This is a genomic window from Shewanella algae, assembly GCF_009183365.2.
GTDB classification, from domain to species: domain Bacteria; phylum Pseudomonadota; class Gammaproteobacteria; order Enterobacterales; family Shewanellaceae; genus Shewanella; species Shewanella algae.
Map to the genome: position 1 here is coordinate 4404725 of NZ_CP068230.1, position 16705 is coordinate 4421429.

At 55.0% G+C, this 16705-nt stretch carries 20 protein-coding genes; 11 read left to right on the top strand and 9 right to left on the bottom strand.

Annotated elements, in window-relative coordinates; translation table 11 throughout:
- Positions 1–29: 29 nt before the first annotated feature.
- The 8 genes from E1N14_RS19660 to E1N14_RS19695 all read left to right on the top strand — a co-directional run bounded on the left by E1N14_RS19660 (position 30) and on the right by E1N14_RS19695 (position 6214).
- Positions 30–770 carry a DUF3450 domain-containing protein gene (locus E1N14_RS19660; RefSeq protein WP_082813125.1) on the top strand — a complete coding sequence of 247 codons (741 nt, stop codon included), beginning with the start codon at positions 30–32 and terminating at the stop codon, positions 768–770.
- Positions 767–2095: a MotA/TolQ/ExbB proton channel family protein gene (locus tag E1N14_RS19665; protein ID WP_062793752.1), complete on the top strand. Its 1329-nt coding sequence runs from the start codon at positions 767–769 to the stop codon at positions 2093–2095. Before E1N14_RS19660 ends, E1N14_RS19665 begins: the two co-directional genes overlap by 4 nt.
- Entirely contained in the window at positions 2092–2586 is a 495-nt protein-coding gene (locus E1N14_RS19670; protein ID WP_025011346.1) for a MotA/TolQ/ExbB proton channel family protein, read from the top strand. The genes E1N14_RS19665 and E1N14_RS19670 overlap by 4 nt, the downstream gene beginning before the upstream one ends.
- A 3-nt stretch (positions 2587–2589) precedes the next feature.
- The gene (locus E1N14_RS19675) at positions 2590–2997 is read left to right on the top strand and encodes an ExbD/TolR family protein (protein WP_025011347.1); all 408 of its coding nucleotides are present in this window, start codon (positions 2590–2592) and stop codon (positions 2995–2997) included.
- Positions 2966–3625 (top strand): energy transducer TonB, encoded by a 660-nt coding sequence (locus E1N14_RS19680; protein WP_025011348.1) that lies wholly within the window; start codon positions 2966–2968, stop codon positions 3623–3625. Before E1N14_RS19675 ends, E1N14_RS19680 begins: the two co-directional genes overlap by 32 nt.
- On the top strand, positions 3609–4805 hold the full coding sequence (locus E1N14_RS19685) for a tetratricopeptide repeat protein (protein ID WP_062793753.1): 1197 nt from the start codon (positions 3609–3611) through the stop codon (positions 4803–4805). Before E1N14_RS19680 ends, E1N14_RS19685 begins: the two co-directional genes overlap by 17 nt.
- 127 nt (positions 4806–4932) lie before the next feature.
- Positions 4933–5634: an iron-sulfur cluster repair di-iron protein gene (gene ric, locus E1N14_RS19690; RefSeq protein ID WP_062793754.1), complete on the top strand. Its 702-nt coding sequence runs from the start codon at positions 4933–4935 to the stop codon at positions 5632–5634.
- A gap of 64 nt (positions 5635–5698) precedes the next feature.
- On the top strand, positions 5699–6214 hold the full coding sequence (locus tag E1N14_RS19695) for an AlbA family DNA-binding domain-containing protein (protein WP_025011350.1): 516 nt from the start codon (positions 5699–5701) through the stop codon (positions 6212–6214).
- Here the strand turns inward: E1N14_RS19695 and E1N14_RS19700 are convergent.
- The 8 genes from E1N14_RS19700 to lptM all read right to left on the bottom strand — a co-directional run bounded on the left by E1N14_RS19700 (position 6184) and on the right by lptM (position 11954).
- The gene (locus E1N14_RS19700) at positions 6184–6768 is read right to left on the bottom strand and encodes a HupE/UreJ family protein (protein WP_062793755.1); all 585 of its coding nucleotides are present in this window, start codon (positions 6766–6768) and stop codon (positions 6184–6186) included. The two genes, E1N14_RS19695 and E1N14_RS19700, sit on opposite strands and share 31 nt — an antisense overlap.
- Positions 6769–6888: 120 nt before the next feature.
- Positions 6889–7359 carry an Sbal_3080 family lipoprotein gene (locus E1N14_RS19705; protein ID WP_025011352.1) on the bottom strand — a complete coding sequence of 157 codons (471 nt, stop codon included), beginning with the start codon at positions 7357–7359 and terminating at the stop codon, positions 6889–6891.
- Between the two features lie 79 nt (positions 7360–7438).
- Positions 7439–8155, bottom strand: coding sequence for an HAD-IA family hydrolase (locus E1N14_RS19710; protein WP_062793756.1), 717 nt, complete (start codon positions 8153–8155; stop codon positions 7439–7441).
- Positions 8155–9051: a tyrosine recombinase XerC gene (xerC, locus tag E1N14_RS19715; RefSeq protein WP_025011354.1), complete on the bottom strand. Its 897-nt coding sequence runs from the start codon at positions 9049–9051 to the stop codon at positions 8155–8157. Before xerC ends, E1N14_RS19710 begins: the two co-directional genes overlap by 1 nt.
- A complete protein-coding gene (locus E1N14_RS19720) occupies positions 9051–9686 on the bottom strand; it encodes a DUF484 family protein (protein WP_025011355.1) in 636 nt (211 codons plus the stop codon). The genes xerC and E1N14_RS19720 overlap by 1 nt, the downstream gene beginning before the upstream one ends.
- Positions 9683–10510: a diaminopimelate epimerase gene (gene dapF, locus E1N14_RS19725; protein WP_062793757.1), complete on the bottom strand. Its 828-nt coding sequence runs from the start codon at positions 10508–10510 to the stop codon at positions 9683–9685. The genes E1N14_RS19720 and dapF overlap by 4 nt, the downstream gene beginning before the upstream one ends.
- A 49-nt stretch (positions 10511–10559) precedes the next feature.
- Positions 10560–11804 carry a diaminopimelate decarboxylase gene (gene lysA / locus E1N14_RS19730; protein ID WP_062793758.1) on the bottom strand — a complete coding sequence of 415 codons (1245 nt, stop codon included), beginning with the start codon at positions 11802–11804 and terminating at the stop codon, positions 10560–10562.
- Positions 11805–11954 carry an LPS translocon maturation chaperone LptM gene (gene lptM, locus E1N14_RS19735; RefSeq protein WP_162887842.1) on the bottom strand — a complete coding sequence of 50 codons (150 nt, stop codon included), beginning with the start codon at positions 11952–11954 and terminating at the stop codon, positions 11805–11807.
- A gap of 80 nt (positions 11955–12034) precedes the next feature.
- Here lptM and cyaY point away from each other — a divergent pair, with 80 nt between their 5' ends.
- Positions 12035–12364, top strand: a complete 330-nt coding sequence (gene cyaY / locus E1N14_RS19740) for an iron donor protein CyaY (protein WP_025011356.1) — start codon at positions 12035–12037, stop codon at positions 12362–12364.
- A 14-nt stretch (positions 12365–12378) separates the two neighbouring features.
- Here cyaY and E1N14_RS19745 read toward each other — a convergent pair whose 3' ends face one another.
- Entirely contained in the window at positions 12379–14802 is a 2424-nt protein-coding gene (locus E1N14_RS19745; protein WP_025011357.1) for a class I adenylate cyclase, read from the bottom strand.
- A gap of 202 nt (positions 14803–15004) precedes the next feature.
- Between E1N14_RS19745 and hemC the strand changes: the two genes are divergently transcribed.
- Both hemC and E1N14_RS19755 read left to right on the top strand, forming a co-directional pair.
- Positions 15005–15934 carry a hydroxymethylbilane synthase gene (gene hemC / locus E1N14_RS19750; RefSeq protein ID WP_025011358.1) on the top strand — a complete coding sequence of 310 codons (930 nt, stop codon included), beginning with the start codon at positions 15005–15007 and terminating at the stop codon, positions 15932–15934.
- A gap of 12 nt (positions 15935–15946) precedes the next feature.
- Positions 15947–16675 carry a uroporphyrinogen-III synthase gene (locus tag E1N14_RS19755; RefSeq protein ID WP_025011359.1) on the top strand — a complete coding sequence of 243 codons (729 nt, stop codon included), beginning with the start codon at positions 15947–15949 and terminating at the stop codon, positions 16673–16675.
- The last annotated feature ends 30 nt before the right edge of the window (positions 16676–16705 follow it).

Here is a 16705-nt window from a genome sequence, read left to right on the forward strand (position 1 = left end):
CATTCCAGACAAAAAATATTTTCATTCAGATGTTTACTAAAACAGCAGTATCTGTCTTGGCCGCCTGGGTATTACAGGTGGCGGCCACGCCGAGTGACCTCAACGAGATCCACAGGGCCGATCGTCAGGGATTAAAGGCCAGCCAACAAGCCCAGCAAGCCATAGAAAAACTCGATGATGAGCAGCAATCCCTGATCCAGGAAAGCCGCCAACTCAAGCATGAAATCCAACTGGCCAGCCACTACCAAAAGCAGTTGCAACAGCAGATAGGGCAGCTGCAATCTTCTCTGGAGGAGCTTGGCGAGCAGCGCCGGCAACTGCGCCAGACCCGGATGCAGCTGGCCCCGATGATGGACGAAATGCTGCTGTCGCTCACGCAACTGGTGCGGGCCGATCTGCCATTTCAGCAGCAGGAAAGGCAGCAGCGTCTCGATAACTTGCAGCTCCTGCTGCAAAGCGCCGAATTGAACCAGGGCGAGAAACTGACCCGGCTGTTGGACGCCTACCAGGTGGAGCTCAGCTATGGCTACAGTGTAGAGAGCTGGCAGGGCAAACTCGGCGACGGTCGGCTGGTGAATTTTCTGCGCGCCGGACGCCTGGGGTACTTTTTCCTCACCCTGGATGGCAAGGCCGGTGGCCGCTGGCAGAGAGATAATTGGCAGGCGCTGGCGCCTGAGCAGCTTGGCAATGTCGCCGCAGCCATCCGAGTCGCCTCCGGAGATGGCATACCGACACTGCTGCAACTGCCTCTGATAGCGGAGGCATCATGAGCTTTTTGTCTTCCCTCACTCGCCAGAGCATGATGCGTCCCGCATTACTGTGGTCGCTATCGATGTTGTCGCTCTCATTGTCCCTCCCCTGCCAGGCCGAGAGTCTGCAACAGGTGTTGGAACAGGTTCGCAGTGGCAGTCGCCAGGAACAAGCGGCCGCCGAGCGGCAAGAGAACCTGAGTCGTCAGAGCCTGGAGCAGGTACGCAGCAACCATAAGAAACTGCAGCAGCAACTCACCCGTACTCAGGCAAATAACCTGGAACTTGAAGACCAACTGCTGGCGCTGCAGCAAAGCCTCAAGGACAAACAGGCGCAGCTCAACGCCGAGAAAGCCAGTCTCGACGGGGTGTTTCGCGCCATCCAGGAACATGAGCAGTTGCTGCTCACCACAGTGGCACCCCACAACCTCTGGCGCCACGACAGCAGCGGCCTTGCCGAGATACCCACTGACCAACTTGGCCTGCAGCGACTGCAGGCGCTTTGGACCGCATTGACAGAACAAAGCGTATTGGCAGCCAAACCCATAGTGCAAAGCAGCGAAGGCCTCAATGCCGATGGCACCCCAGTGCTATTGAATGTCACCGAATATGGGCCTTTCAATGCCCTCAGCGACAAAGGCTGGGTACGCTACTTGCCGGCGCAGCAAAGCTGGCAACTGCTGGCAGAGCAGCCAAAGCTATCGCCCACCCAGGGGAGTGTCTGGCTCGACCCCTCATTTGGCAAGTTGCTGCAACAGGCGGCAAACGGTAACGGCTGGTTCGACAAGCTCAAACCGGCAGGAATAGTCGGCGTCTTTATCGGCCTGATAGCCCTGATAGCCTTAGGCATAGCCCTGAACCGCCTGTGGATACTGCGCCGCGAAAAACGGCGGCTGACCCAACAGCAGGCCAGTCAGCAAGTGCAGAGTGACAATGCCCTCGGCCGGGTGATGTTGGCGGCAACCGATTGCCCCGAGGAGCAACTCGAAGCGCGGCTCAACGCCGCCGTACTCAGCGAAGTCCCCCGCCTGACCCGTGGTACTGGCACCCTGGCGGTATTGGCGGGGATCCCGCCGCTGCTGGGGCTTCTGGGCACGGTTGGCGGCATGATTGAAACTTTCGATGTGATCACCCGTTTCGGCAGCAACAACACAGAGCTGCTCTCGGGTGGCATTGCCGAGGCACTGCTGACCACCCAGCTGGGACTGATGACAGCCATTCCGCTGCTGTTGCTGCACTGCGCAGTCAAGAGCCAGAGTCGGCAACTGACCCAGATGCTTGAGCAGGAAGCGGCCGCCCTGGTGGTATTGCAGCGCTTTGGTGACACAGGTAACCCCGGGCAATGAGCACTTTCTATGACTTTGTGCTGCAGGCCGGCGTCATTGTTTGGCTGATACTGCTGCTCTCTTGCCTGATGTGGTATCTGCTGCTTAAGGGCTTTAGCCGTATTCACCGGCTGAGCCCCCGCTGGCTGGATGATGCCCGACACTTGAATCCCAAGCTAGCGCGCTATGACCTCTGGCAAAAGGCGCAGCTGCAACAAGCCTTTCTCAGCCGCGCCGCCCTGAATTTAAGCGGCGGAATCGACTGGATAGATTCACTGATAAAGATACTGCCGCTGCTGGGGCTCTTGGGCACTGTCGATGGGATGATCAGCAGTTTTGCCGAGCTTGGGCAACTCGATGTCCAAAAACAGCTGTCATCCGGGATCAGCTCGGCACTGCTGACCACATTGGCCGGTTTGGTGACCTCTCTTTCCGGACTCTATCTGGCCTATCAGCTCAAGCAGAGCAATCAGCGGTTGCTGGCGGAGCTGCGCCGGACATTTTCGGAGTAAAAGATGCAATTCAAACATACAGATGATCAGGGCACAGAAGCCAATGTCGATCTCACTCCCTTGATTGACGTGGTATTTATTCTATTGATCTTCTTTATTTTATCGGCGTCATTTCAGAAGACCCAGTCGCTGGAGCTGGAACGCCCCACAGCTCAGGTGCAAGACAATCAGGATAAGCGCGCCATCTTAATCAGCATAGACAAACACAATGTGATCTGGCTGGAGCAGCAAGCCGTCAAAGCGGTTGAACTGCCCGCCAGGCTGAAACACACGCTGGCAAGTTCAGAACAGAGTTCGGCCATTATCGAAGTGGATAAGCATGTCACCAGCGGCAAGCTCATCGAAGTGGTCGACAAAGTACGCATCGCAGGAGTCAATAATGTGGCCGTCGCAACCCAAGACCCCAGCTAGCCAAACAGGACTGATTTTCACCAGTGCCATACTGATCAATCTGGCGTTGGCCAGCCTGATCTATGCCCTGACTCTGAGCCAAAGCACAGCACCAGTTAAACGGGTCACATTGGGCGGAGTCTACTTTCCCGAGCGGCAGGATAGCAAACCGCAAGAGCCCTTGCCTGAGGTGCGCCTCAGCTCGGCGCCGCTGACTTCCTCGCCACCACCTCCGCCCATGACACTGGATCTCAGCGCGCTGGATGCCAACACAGGTATTCCTGTGCCGGATCCCCTGTGGCCGACGCCGGATGATATTCAGCAAATCCAGCCACCTACGCTGAATTTCAGCCAAAACGGCAGCGCTCCCGGCAGTACCATGCAGGCCAGTATCGCCATGGCGCAGGTGGTATTTCAAATGCCGCCCGAATACCCGCTGCAGGCCAAACAGCGGGGCATTGAAGGACAGGTGACCTTGGATTTGGCGATCAACCCGGAGGGCAGAGTGGAAGATATCAAGTTGGTGGATGAAACCCCCAGCGGCGTGTTTTACCGCTCGGCTTCCAGAGCCGTGCTCAGGTGGCGCTTCGCGGCGCCCAAGCAGACCCAATGGCAACGGATAGTGATCAGATATGAACTTGAAAAATAGCTTGTTGTTTTGCTGCATTCTGTTCAGCGCGCCGCTGCTGGCGAGCAATGCACTGCAACGTTACCAACAACTGCAGTTTCAATTGCAGCGGGATCCTGCTGCGGCGCTCAAGGCGATTGAAAGCTTTCAGCGTCAGTATGCCGAAGGCAGCGACAGTGAGCAGCAGATGGCGGCCTACCTGCATCTGCAGGCCTGCATCAGTCTCAAGAACTATCAGTGCGCCGCGCAGCAAACCCGGCTGTTGCTGGCTTTACCCGTCACGGCATTGCAGCAACGGGATCTCTATAAGCTGGGTGCCCAGTTGAACTATCAGCAAAGCGAATACCGCCAAAGCCTCGAATACAGTAAGCAGTGGCTGCAACTGGCGGCCAATCTCCAAGAGCAACAACAGGAACAAGAACTTAAACCCGGCGCCACTGAATTTGCCACCATGCACTCGCTGGCCTCCTACGCCGAATTTCAGTTGCAGCACCTGCCAAAGGCCACTGAGCAGATGCGTCTGGCACTGGATTGGGAAGTCACCGAAACCCGGCAACACTTTCTGCAGTCCCTGTATCAAAGGCAGCAGCGTTTGGCGGAAGAAGAGCAACTGCTGAGGCAGATGATCGCCGCCTATCCGGATCGCCCCCTCTATTGGGAACGTCTGGGCCATAACCTGCAGCAACAGGGGCAAGAGCAGGAATCGCTCAATGTCCTCAGCTCGGCCTACAAGGCCGGGCAGTTGCCCACTCGCAGCATTCCACTGCTGGCACAGTTATTGATGCTGCATCAGGCCCCCGGCCGAGCGGCAGATCTGCTGGAGCAACACAGCGAGGCACTGGCACAACACTCCAGCTATAAGCCGCTGTTATCTAAGGCCTATTTGTTGTCGCGTCAAAGAGACAAGGCGCTGAGCCTGCTGCAGAAATCAAGCCAAACCCAAGGACAAAAATCCCTGCCGCTGCGGGCACAATTGGCTTACAGCCTGGGGCAATGGCCGCTGGCACAACAACTGTTGTCACAGCTACGGCAGCAAGATGCAGATAACCGCTACTGGCAGCTGTTGCTGGCCCTGAGCCACTACGAAGCCGGGCAGTTACAACAAGCCAAAACCTTGCTTAAAGCGATCAACCAGGGAGAGTACCAGACGACGGCGGCTCAGTGGCTGAATCAGATAAACTACCTCACGGACGCCCCCTGAGGCTCTATCAGGTTTGCTGCAAAATGTGATTAACCAAGCAAAACAGTCAAGTTTTATTGGCCTAAGCTTGGCTAAAATTAAAGATGCTTTTATTATGCATGTAAATTGATAATACAGAGAGCATCCTATGTCAGCGCAAATCTCCCTCGAACGCAGAGTCGGCGAACTGGTCGCCGAAGACTTCCGTAACGCCCATGTTTTCAGCCGTTTTGGTATCGACTTTTGCTGTGGCGGTGGCCGTTCACTGGCATCGGCCTGCGAGCGAGCCGGCGCCGAGCCCACCCAGGTGTTGCACGCCCTGAGCCAACTGGCCGCAGAGGGCACGCCGGACGATGCCTTGGCCAAATTGCCACTTGGTGAGCTTATCGACCATATCGAAGCGACCCACCACAAGTACATACGCGATACCGCACCGCTGCTGCTGGAATATGCCCAGAAGATGGTGCGAGCCCACGGTGAGCATTATGAAGAGATCAAACCCTTGGCCGGTTGGATCCGCGCCCTGATGGATGACCTCTTGCCCCACCTGCAAAAAGAGGAACAGATACTGTTTCCGGCCATTCGTGCCCTGAGTCAAGGGCAAGAGTTCAACGCCTGTTTCGGCCATATAGGCAATCCTATCCGGGCAATGGAATATGAGCATGATGAGGCGGGGCAAATTCTGGCCAAGCTGCAGCAGTTGACCAATCACTACCAGGCCCCTGAGCATGCCTGCACTACCTGGCGGGTCTGTTATGCCACCCTGGCCGAGTTTGAAGCCGATCTGCACCGCCACATCCACCTGGAAAATAACCTCTTGTTTCCCAAAGCCCTGGCACTGGTGGACTGAGGGCTGTTCAAATCCCGGCTGACTTGCTACAACTGCAGTAACAGCAGTAAACAAGGAGTCAGTCATGCCGGCTACAGGTTTCATTCTGGACGATATTGAAAATCTGCGTGAGTCCGCCGCGGTGGAGTTCAAGCTCGCCGCCGGACGCCATGGCAAGGGTGCGCTACCGCTGGCGCTGTGGGAAAGCTACAGCGCCTTTGCCAATACCAATGGCGGCGAGATCATTCTTGGTGTCAGGGAGGAAAAGGGCGAGTTTTTTATCGAAGGAATAGCCGAACCCAGGCCCCTTATCGATGAAGCCTGGAAGATACTCAACAATTCACAAAAGATCAGCGCCAATATTCTTGGCCCGGCCGACATTCAGCTGATAGAACTGGCCGGTAAGCAGTTGATCCGCTTTCGGGTTCCCCAAGCCGACTACAGTCAGCAGCCCGTCTATCTGGGGACAGAAGCGATTGGCGGCACCTATATCAGGGTCGGAGATGCCGATATGCGCGCCAGTCCGGCGCAGGTGAAACGCATGCTAAGACGCAAACAGAGACACAGTATTCAAGCCAGCCAGAGTTCCAGAGTCAAATAGCTTCCCACCAGGGCGATAGCCGAGCCCATGAGTTGCACCACACGTTTGCGCTTGCCATCCGGGTTTATCAAACTGCCGATGATCACCCCGGCAACATGAATGGCCGCCGTTCCCAACAAAAAGCCCATGGCATAAATGCTTGGCCTGGCCAACTCAGGCATTTCAACGCCGTGAGCATGACCGTGAAACAAGGCAAAGACGCCGACAAAGGCCATGGCAAAAGAGATGGGCATCTCACGGTTGAGCGCAATGGCAAGCCCCAGCAGCAATACCGACAGGGCAATACCCGATTCAACAAAAGGGATCGGCATGAGTGACATACCGGCAACCGCGCCCAGGGTCATGAAAAACAGAAATGCCAAAGGTACAGACCAGATGGCACTGCGCCCCAACTGGGTACTGAGAATACCAACACTGAGCATGGCCAATAGATGATCGAACCCCAATACAGGGTGATTGAAACCATCCCAGAAACCACCATCCACATGCAGCTCGTGTGCTGAGACCGGCAGGCTCAACAGCAACAACAACAGCATGATTATTCGGGATGGCATAGGTTAAACCTCAGAGCACAACGGCAAGGAGCTATACACTAGCACCAAGTCGATGTTAAAAAAATGATAAGAAACTAAAAAAGCGCGCTTTGATGCACGCTTTAATGGTGAGAAATTGTTTCAGGGAGCCAGAGTCAGTGGCTGTGCCCAGGAAACACGCGCCTGTTTCTGTTGGATCAATTGATTGATCAGTTCACGGATCTTAGGTTCGGCATCAATGAACTTGTTCATATTGGCTCCACCCATCCGAGCATCATAGATAGCCTGACCATCGAGTCTACCCTGGTGGTACACCTTAATCTCGGCGTATACCATATAAAGCGCCAAGTCCCATGCCCAATTCGCACTGTAGGTTGCAGTCCAATCACATTGATCGGCGGCGTTTAACTCTTGAACCAGTCGATAGCGTATCTGTTTTTCACGCAGCACCTTCTCCACTTCCTGCAAGAAACCTTCCCTGACCTTTGGGTTTTCCAGAATACAGAGGCCTGCATCTTGATGCAGTTCCACAGGATCGACCTGTTGTTTGATGGAGCAAGCACTGAGCCCCAAAAAAGATGTAAGCAGTAGTATGGCGAGTCGTTTTGTCATTTTCTTCTTATCCATAGAGATGGTTACAGCCCGGCCGGGCGCAGCCAATCTACTCAGAAAACACAAAAACGCAACAAAATCACAATAGAAGTGCCAATTCACTCAGAGAATGGAGCCGAATGTGAGGCAGCAGGGTGTTGGCTGCTCTGCAGTTATCACCGGCAAACGCCGGATTGAGCCAGGCAGCCTGACAGCCGGCCTTACGGGCACCTTCGACATCTGTCAGCGGGTGGTCGCCGACATGCAGCAGCGCCTCAGAGGGTAAAGCCAGGCGCTCAGCGGCCAACTGGAACATATCCCGCCAGGGTTTACGTCTGATACCATTGCCCGGATGCAGCACAAACTCAAACATCTCTCCCAGGCCAATTTTGTCGGCATCCACATTGCCATTGGTGATCCCGACCAGGCGAAAACGCTCAGCCAATTGCGAAAGTAAGGCGAGCACTTCCTTTGACACCTTAAAGTCACTGCGCCGCTCAAGGAACAAGGCCAGACCCGCTTTCGCGCCAAGCTTTGCCTTGTGCTTATCATATCCCAGCATCTCCAGCCCGGTTTGCAATAGCGCCAATCGCGCGGCACTGGTGTCATGGGTCAGCTCGGCTTGCTGCAACAAGAGCTGGCGCTTCAATGCCCGCCAGTCTGCGGCCTGCCAATTGCCGCTCAGTGGGTATTCTTTGGCCAGCCACTCGAGCAATGCGCCTTCGGCGGCGGCGATAATTGGCCGGTTATCATAGAGGGTATCGTCAAGATCAAAACTGATGGCTTCGATAGCGCCGGGGCGAAGAAACACCTGCATCACTTGTCCTTTTTAGCTCTGGGGTGAGCGCCGTCATACACCTTGGCCAGATGCTGAAAGTCCAGACTGGTATATATTTGGGTGGTCGCCAGATTGGCGTGTCCCAGCAGCTCCTGCACTGCCCGCAAGTCGCCGCTGGATTCCAGCATATGGGTCGCGAAGGAATGCCTGAGCTTGTGGGGATGCACCCTGGCGGATAATACCTGCTCCCGCCCCCAGCGCGCCATGCGCGCCTGAATACTGCGATGCGCCAAGCGCTTGCCCTTGGCGGTCACGAACAGCGCCTGATCTTCACAGGGAATATCCCGGCGGTAATCCAGCCATTGTTGCAATGCGGCAATGGCGACCGAGCCCACAGGCAGCAGCCGTTCCTTGCCACCTTTACCCATCACCTTGATTTGCTGCTGGGCGAAATCCAGTTGCGGCACATCCAACGAGGCCAACTCGGCCAGACGCAGCCCGGAGGAGTAACACAGCTCCATCATCGCCTTGTCACGGGCACTGAGGGGATCTGTCACCTCAATATCCAGCAGATGACTGATGCTGTCGGCGTCGAGATTCTTGGGCAGCGGCTTATTCTGTTTCGGGGCGCTCAGTTGTCGGGCGGGATTACTCTTGACCAACTCTTCAAGCAGCAGAAATTCGTAGAACTGCTTGACCGCCGACAGGCACAGAGACAAAGAGCGGGGGCTGAGCCCCTGACGATGTAACTTGGCCAACACAGCACTCAACTGGGGATCAGTTACCTGGTCCCAGTCAATATCCTGCGGCAGCAGCCCGGCAACCCGTTGCAGTTCGCGCAGATAGTTGCGGGCTGTGTAAGGAGACAGCTGCCGCTCGGCACTGAGATGGCGCTCGAAGCGGCCAAGCCAGGGAGAATCCTGTTTAACGGCCATCAGAGCTTGGGCAGCAGATGGTCCAACAGCTGCCGCAACTGATCCAGCAGCATATTGTCCATCTCCGGATGGAAGTGAGTCACATCGGCACTGGCGATAGCAAAGATCACCTGGCCATTTTGTTCCGACAACCGTGCCAGTGACACTGAGCCGACTTCGGAGCCGAACAAACGCTTGGACTCCTCCTTGGTCAGGCGACCAAAGTAATAGCCGTGCTGCAGGCGCTTACGCCAGATGGCCGAGAGTTCTGAGTCGATATCATGCACGGTAATCAGGCGGACATGGCTGAAGTTAAAGGCTTCTTTAAGCTCGGCGCACAGCACCTGTCTAAGCTCACCCATATCTTCGCAATCGAGTAACTTCAATGAAAGCTGGGTATTGAAGCGGAAGATTTTCTCATTGCGGCTGGCCATGCCAAGCAGCGCGGTGATCTCCTCTTCCAGCTGTTGTACCCGGCTGCGCAGCAGCTCTTGCCGCCGCTCTACCAGAGAAACTGTGCCACGCTCGCCGTGGGGCAGACGCATAGCCAGCAGCAGCTCGGGGTGACGGCAGAAAAACTCCGGATTATCCAACAGATATTCACGGATGATCTGCTCATCAAAAGGTGGATTGAGCTTAGCTTTGGCGTCTGTCATATCTGTATCTGTCCGTCGTATACCTGTTCGGCCGGGCCCGTCATCCACAGCGGCTTGCCCTCACCTTCCCATTTGATTGTCAGGGTGCCGCCGGGCAGGTCGACCCGCACAGTGTTGCCCAGCTTGCCCTGCAATTGGCCAACCACAGCAGCCGCGCAGGCACCGCTGCCACAGGCCAGGGTTTCAGCGGCGCCGCGCTCATAAACCCTGAGCTTGATATGGCCCTTGTTGAGCACCTGCATAAAGCCGACATTGACCCCTTTGGGGAAGCGTTCGTGATTGGTAAGTTGCGCGCCAATAACATCGACATCTGTGGCAGCCACATCCTCGACTTCCAGCACGCAGTGGGGGTTACCCATGGAGACTGCACCGCAGAGGAAGGTTTGCCCTTCGGTAGGCAACAGGTAGGTCTTTTCGGCCTTTTTGGCCTTGAAGGGGATCCGCGCCGGATCCAAGATAGGTACGCCCATATTGACGGTGACATTGCCATCGCGCTCCAGGCGCAGGGTCATCTTGCCGGATGAGGTGCTGACCTTGATCTTGTATTTCTGGGTCAGGCCCTTGTTGCGAACAAAGCGGGCAAAGCAGCGGGCGCCGTTGCCACACTGTTCGACCTCGCTGCCATCGGCATTGAAGATACGATAATGAAAGTCCAGATCCGGATCATAGGGCGGCTCGACCAGCAGCAGTTGATCGAAACCGATACCGAAGTTGCGGTCGGCCAGGCGCCGGATCTGCTCCGGCGAAAAGTACACATTCTGAGTCACGCCATCGACGACCATAAAGTCGTTGCCCAGACCATGCATCTTAGTGAAGTGGATCAAGATTACTCCTAGGTTCCAACGCCTACAGCGGGAAAGTACTCACACTAGTTTACGGCAGCAAGTGCTCACCTTGCCACAGTTGTTCCAGCTTTTCCCGTTCACGCACCAGATAATGTTCACTGCCATCGACCATGACTTCAGCCGCTCGCGGACGGGTGTTGTAGTTGGAGGACATCACAAAGCCATAAGCACCGCTGGAACGCACCGCCAGCAGGTCGTGGGCTTGCAGCACCAAGGCGCGTGATTTACCCAGAAAATCCCCGGTTTCACACACTGGGCCGACTATGTCGTATTCCCGGCTTTCACCCTCTCTTGGCTGCACCGGGATAATCTGCTGCCAGGCGCTGTAGAGTGACGGGCGGATAAGGTCATTCATGGCACCGTCCACTATCGCAAAATACTTGCCGGCATTCTCTTTCTGGAACAGCACCTGGGTGACAAAGATCCCGGCATTGGCGGCAATCGCCCTGCCCGGTTCGAAAATTAGCTTCAGTGGTCGTTCACCCAGACGCTCGAGCAACGCGGCGGCATACTTGTCCGGTTGTGGCGGGGTTTCTTCATCATAAGTGACCCCCAGGCCACCGCCCACGTCCAGATGCTCAATCACTATGCCTTTTTCTGCCAGCCTATCAATCAATGCCAGCATTCTGTCCATGGCATCAAGAAACGGCCTGAGTTCAGTAAGCTGTGAGCCGATATGGCAGTCGGCGCCCTTGATGGCCAGGTGCGGCAAGGATTGCACCTGCAGGAAGGCTTCCTCGGCTTCATCCATGGCGATACCGAACTTGTTTTCTTTCAGGCCGGTAGAGATATAGGGGTGAGTACCGGCATCCACATCCGGGTTGATCCGCAAGGAAACCGGCGCCTGTTTACCCAAAGAGCCTGCCACTTCGTTGAGCAGTTCAAGCTCGGCGCGGGATTCAACATTGAAGCAATATATCCCAAGCTCCAGTGCCAGTTTCATTTCCGCCGCTGTCTTGCCAACACCGGAAAACACCACCTTGGCCGGATCGCCACCTGCGGTGATTACCCGGGTCAGTTCTCCGCCTGAGACAATATCAAAGCCACTGCCAAGGCGCGCCAACACATTGAGCACCGCCAGATTGGAGTTGGCCTTGACCGCATAGCAGATAAGGTGCGGATGAGAGGCCACGGCTCTGTCAAAGGCATGCCAATGGCGCTCCAGTGTCGCCCGCGAATAGACATACAAAGGCGTACCATATTGAGCCGCCAAATCGGCCACGGCACAGTCTTCGGCATACAGAGCCTGAGCTTGATACTGAAAATGATCCAATTAGTTTTCCTCTGTCGATTGCTGGGGTTGCTCGGTTTGTTCCGCCTGGGATTGGTTGTCCGGCAGATCCGGGCTCTTGTATAGCGCGCCTTTTTGACCACAACCAAGCAGCAACAGGCTAGCAAGCATCAGGGATAAAAACAGTCTCATTTTACTCAACATCTGGGCAGCAGGATTACATTAGCCTTATAATCGCATTCATCTTGATGAAAGCAAAGGACAGATATTCCATGGCAATGACAGATACCGAATATCATCAGCTCGCCGATGAAATGTTCGACCGGATAGAAACCGCAATTGAGAATGCAATCGATGAGCAGGATGCCGATGTTGATATCGACGCTTCAGGCAATGTGCTGCAACTCGAGTTCGCCGACAGCTCCAAAATCGTGATCAACAAGCAGGAGCCGCTGCACCAGATCTGGGTAGCAACCCGTTTCGGTGGTTATCACTTTGGCTATGTCGACGGTAAATGGATAGATGAGCGCAATGGCGGCGAGTTTATGCCCTTCGTCAGAGAGTCCATCAGCCGCCAGGGCGGAATAGAGCTGTCGTTCTGATGATTTAGGGGCGGTCAGAACTCTGTCTGCGCCGCCCTTGCCGTGACCCCGAAAGGCACCACATCCAGATTACCGCTCTGGCGCACCAAGCGGAAAAACTGCGGAAAGTTGAAGTGATTTTTAAGGCTCAGGACTTCGCCAAAGGCGTAATGCTGGGTAACAGTATTCACCAATTCACTGACATCCGGATTGCTGTGCACATAGTGGCTCAAGCCATTTCCTTCATCCAATACAAACACGTCCAACTCGTCTTCCCGGCTGCGCAGAAAATACTGTATCACCCCTTTCACCGCATAATTTTGGATAACCTCAGGCACCTTGACCCAAGGGTCGTCGGCAAGCTCGGGTCTTGGCAAACTCTGTAACTCGCCCCTGGCCAACTGACGATAGAGGGACTTCACATCGCTGAGATCCCGGTAACTCATGCCCTTGGCATCGAAAAACAGGCCATATTTCTTTTCACCAAGTTGCAGTGGCTGCACCAGGGTCTTTGACGGACAGGCATCTTTTATCAGTCGGTGCACCTGCTTGAGAATATCCACGACAGTTTGTTCCAGCTGGGACTGCAGCTTTTGCGAAGCACTGACGACATCGAAGGCCACCTGTTGTGGCGCCCTTCTCATACCTGGAGTGGCAAAGGCAATGGCCTCCAATAGCGCCTGCTCACCGACAAAGCTGTGACAATGCCATTCCCCCCAGGAGTTGAGGCTCATCAGTTGCACCGACCCCAGTAAACTGGCTGCCGGTTTTCCTGTCGCCAGCAGGTTGCTGCCCATGAGTTCCAGCATCAAGGTCTGGCCCTGCCAATGCTCGCTGGGGTCCTGCTCCAGATTGAGAATCCACACCAACTTGCGATAGTGCCAAGGCTGGCACAGATCCAGTTTCGACACCCGCCACTTCTTGTCTTCGGTATAAGGCAGTAGCCGTTCGGCCACCTGGTTAAGACGCCGGCACCTTAGACGACCCGCGCCGTATTCAAACCAGCGGCTATTGACAGTGGCCACCCCATTGAGACAAGCCCAAATCATCAAAGAGGCGGCATTATCTGCCTGATAGATGGCCACTTCGCCCATAAACTGCCGCGGCTCCGGTGACAGACGATAGAGATGACAACGACCATCCTGCTCGCTGCGGACTATAGTCAGATTCGGCTCTGCCAGCGACTGACTCCAAAGCCGGTTGAGCCGCAGTATCTGCTGCTTGTCCTCACTGAAATAGGTGTGCAGCTTACGGGTCAGCAGCCCCAAATCTTCCACTTTAAAGTACTCGCTCAGCCTGTGGGTCGAAGCGAAATGCAGCAGGGTCTGGTAGCTGGCCAACATCAACTCGTTGAGCTGGGCGTTGAACCACTGCAACTGGCCACTGTGCCAGTGTTCACAATCATCCAGGGTGGTCAGCAGGCTCTGGGGCCATTCCCACTGTTCAACCAACTGCTTGAGCTTGTGGTAGCGCCAATCGTGACACTGCTCGACATCACTGAGCCTGATACCACATTTGAGGTAAAAGCAGCGGCGCACTATCTCCAGCCGACGCTCGTCTCCCACTTTAAGCAGATAAGATTCGATATATTGATACAGGAGCAGATAGGCATCGTTGGCGTTGGAAAAGTCACCGGCCAGAGTTCTCAACCACACCCATTCGCTGACCAGATTGGTTTGTGGATAATTACTGGCATAGGCTTCCAGCAGCAGCACCTTGAGCAGGGCCTTGTGCGGCTTGTCCAGACCTTTATAGAGCTGCCATAAAGAGGCACCAAAATACTCATTGGCCGGCAGTTGGTGCACATCACCAAGGAACAGAAAGTCATTACAGGGTTGGGCATTGGGCCACCAGGCGACTGTCTTGCCGGCCAGGCGGATATGGCTGCGATAGAACTCTTCCAACAGCAACCAATGCTGGGCGCTGCCGCTGTGTTCATGCCCCAATAGCTCCCATTCGGCGTCCTGATAGCAAGTGTCATCACGGCAAAACTGCCGCGGGTGTACCAGATAAAAGTTCACCTCGAATTGAAAGCCGGCAAACCAGCGGGTGAGTTTTAGGCTCTTCTCCCGCAGCAGTTCCACTTCCTCCTGGGTTAGCCCGGCGTCATAGACCAACCAGACATCTACATCACTCTTGGGGTTCTGGCCAAAACTGGCGGTGCTGCCCATTACGTAAACCCCTTCCAGTACAGGACTGGCATGCTGTGAGTCTTCGAGCAGTGGCAACTTGAGAGTAGCGAGCGATTCTTTGAGCTCGACTGAGTGTTGGAACCCCTTGATACCGCAGGGCGTCATGGGGCCGTTGTATCCGGGCAAGCGGTTGTGATGCTGATGCAACAACAGAGGGATCAGGTTAAACAGATGCCTTTGCAGTGGGGAAAACAGCGCCTGAGCACGGGCCAAACGCACTCGATTGAGGCGCTCGGCGTATTCGGCGTATTGTCGCTGACGCTCGATCATCCGAATTTCACTATCCCTGAACCAGTTAGATGATCATGCTAACACTTTTAAGGTAGCAGGCAAGTAATGAGATCAAGATCACACTATTTGGCGAAAATTTAACGTGCCCACTTCAAAGATTGAGCAGCGTTCGGTGCCATTCTCCAATGGGCAATGTTAGCATTGGCGCATTTAACGTACTCTCACGGAAAAGATTGGCATGTCAGAAAATCGCATTCGCATAGCAACACGTAAAAGCCCTCTCGCCATGTGGCAGGCAGAATTTGTCAAAGCCGAGCTGGAACGCATTCACCCCGGGCTGACAGTAGAACTGCTGCCAATGAGCACCAAGGGTGATGTCATCCTGGATACTCCTCTGGCCAAAGTGGGCGGCAAGGGGCTGTTCGTTAAAGAGCTGGAAGTCGCCATGCTGGAAGACCAGGCGGATATCGCTGTGCATTCCATGAAAGATGTGCCGGTTGAGTTTCCCGAAGGGCTGGGGCTAGAAGTGATCTGCGAACGTGAAGATCCCCGTGATGCCTTCGTTTCCAACAGCTACAAGAGTATAGATGAACTGCCTCAAGGCGCGGTTGTGGGTACTTCAAGCCTGCGTCGTCAGTGTCAGCTCAGAGCCCGTCGCCCGGATCTTATCATCAAAGATCTGCGCGGCAACGTGGGAACCCGTCTGGGTAAACTGGATGCCGGTGAATATGATGCCATCATTCTGGCTGCTGCCGGGCTTATCCGCTTGAAATTATCAGAGCGTATCGCCAGCTTTATCAGCGCCGAAGAATCATTGCCGGCCAACGGCCAGGGTGCTGTGGGCATCGAATGTCGCACCGACGATGAGCGGGTAAAAGCCTTGTTGGCACCGCTTGAGCATAAAGAAACCCGCTATCGCGTACTGGCAGAACGGGCAATGAACACACGTTTGGAAGGGGGTTGCCAGGTACCCATTGGTGCCTATGCCGAAATCCAGGGCGAACAACTGAGCCTCAGAGGCTTGGTAGGTAATCCGGATGGCTCCGAGGTGATCACAGGTCAAGTCAGCGGTCACCAAGACGAGGCCGTAGCCCTGGGTAACGCCCTGGCAGAAGAACTGCTGAGCAAAGGCGCCAAAACCATATTGGATGCCGTTTACGGCAAATAACAAGGCGGCACCATGAGAGTGTTGTTGACGCGCCCCGAGGGGCGCAATCACGCCATGGAACAGGCGCTGACAGAAAGGGGCATACCTTTTATGGTAACCCCTCTCTTGGCTGTTGAGGCCATGGAGGATAAAGGTATCTCTCCTGCCGAGGTCCTTGATGCCGACATCATTGTGTTTGTCAGCACCAATGCGGTGCATTTCGGTACTCAGGCTCTCAATGCTCCCTGGCCGTCACACATTCAATATTTTGCCGTCGGCGAAGCCACTTTCGAGGCCTTTGCACAGTATGACATTCAGGGTCATAAAGCGCCGGATGACAATCAACAGACCGAAGGCCTGTTAACCCTGCCGGGTTTGCAACCCGAAGCGGTAAAACACAAGAAAGTGGTCATTATTCGCGGCAACGGTGGCCGGGAAGTACTGGGACAAACACTCCAGCAATATGGGGCGTCGGTTCAATTCTGGGAAGTCTACCGCCGCACTTGTCCTGCCTATGATGCAGTACAACTGGTCAAGGAATGGCAAGACTTTGGAATAGATACCATAGTACTCAGCAGCGCCGAGAGCCTGATGAACCTTATCCGACTGCTGCCAAAAGAGTATTTTGCTTGGCTGCAAGCATGTCATATTATAGTTCCCAGTATTCGGGTGGTAGATAAGGCCGTGGTCGCCGGATTAACTCAAGTGACCGATGCCACGGCAGCCAACAGTAAAGCCGTACTCAAGGCATTGAGGCTCTAGTTTTCCCCCCTCCCGATTTCCAGCCCTATT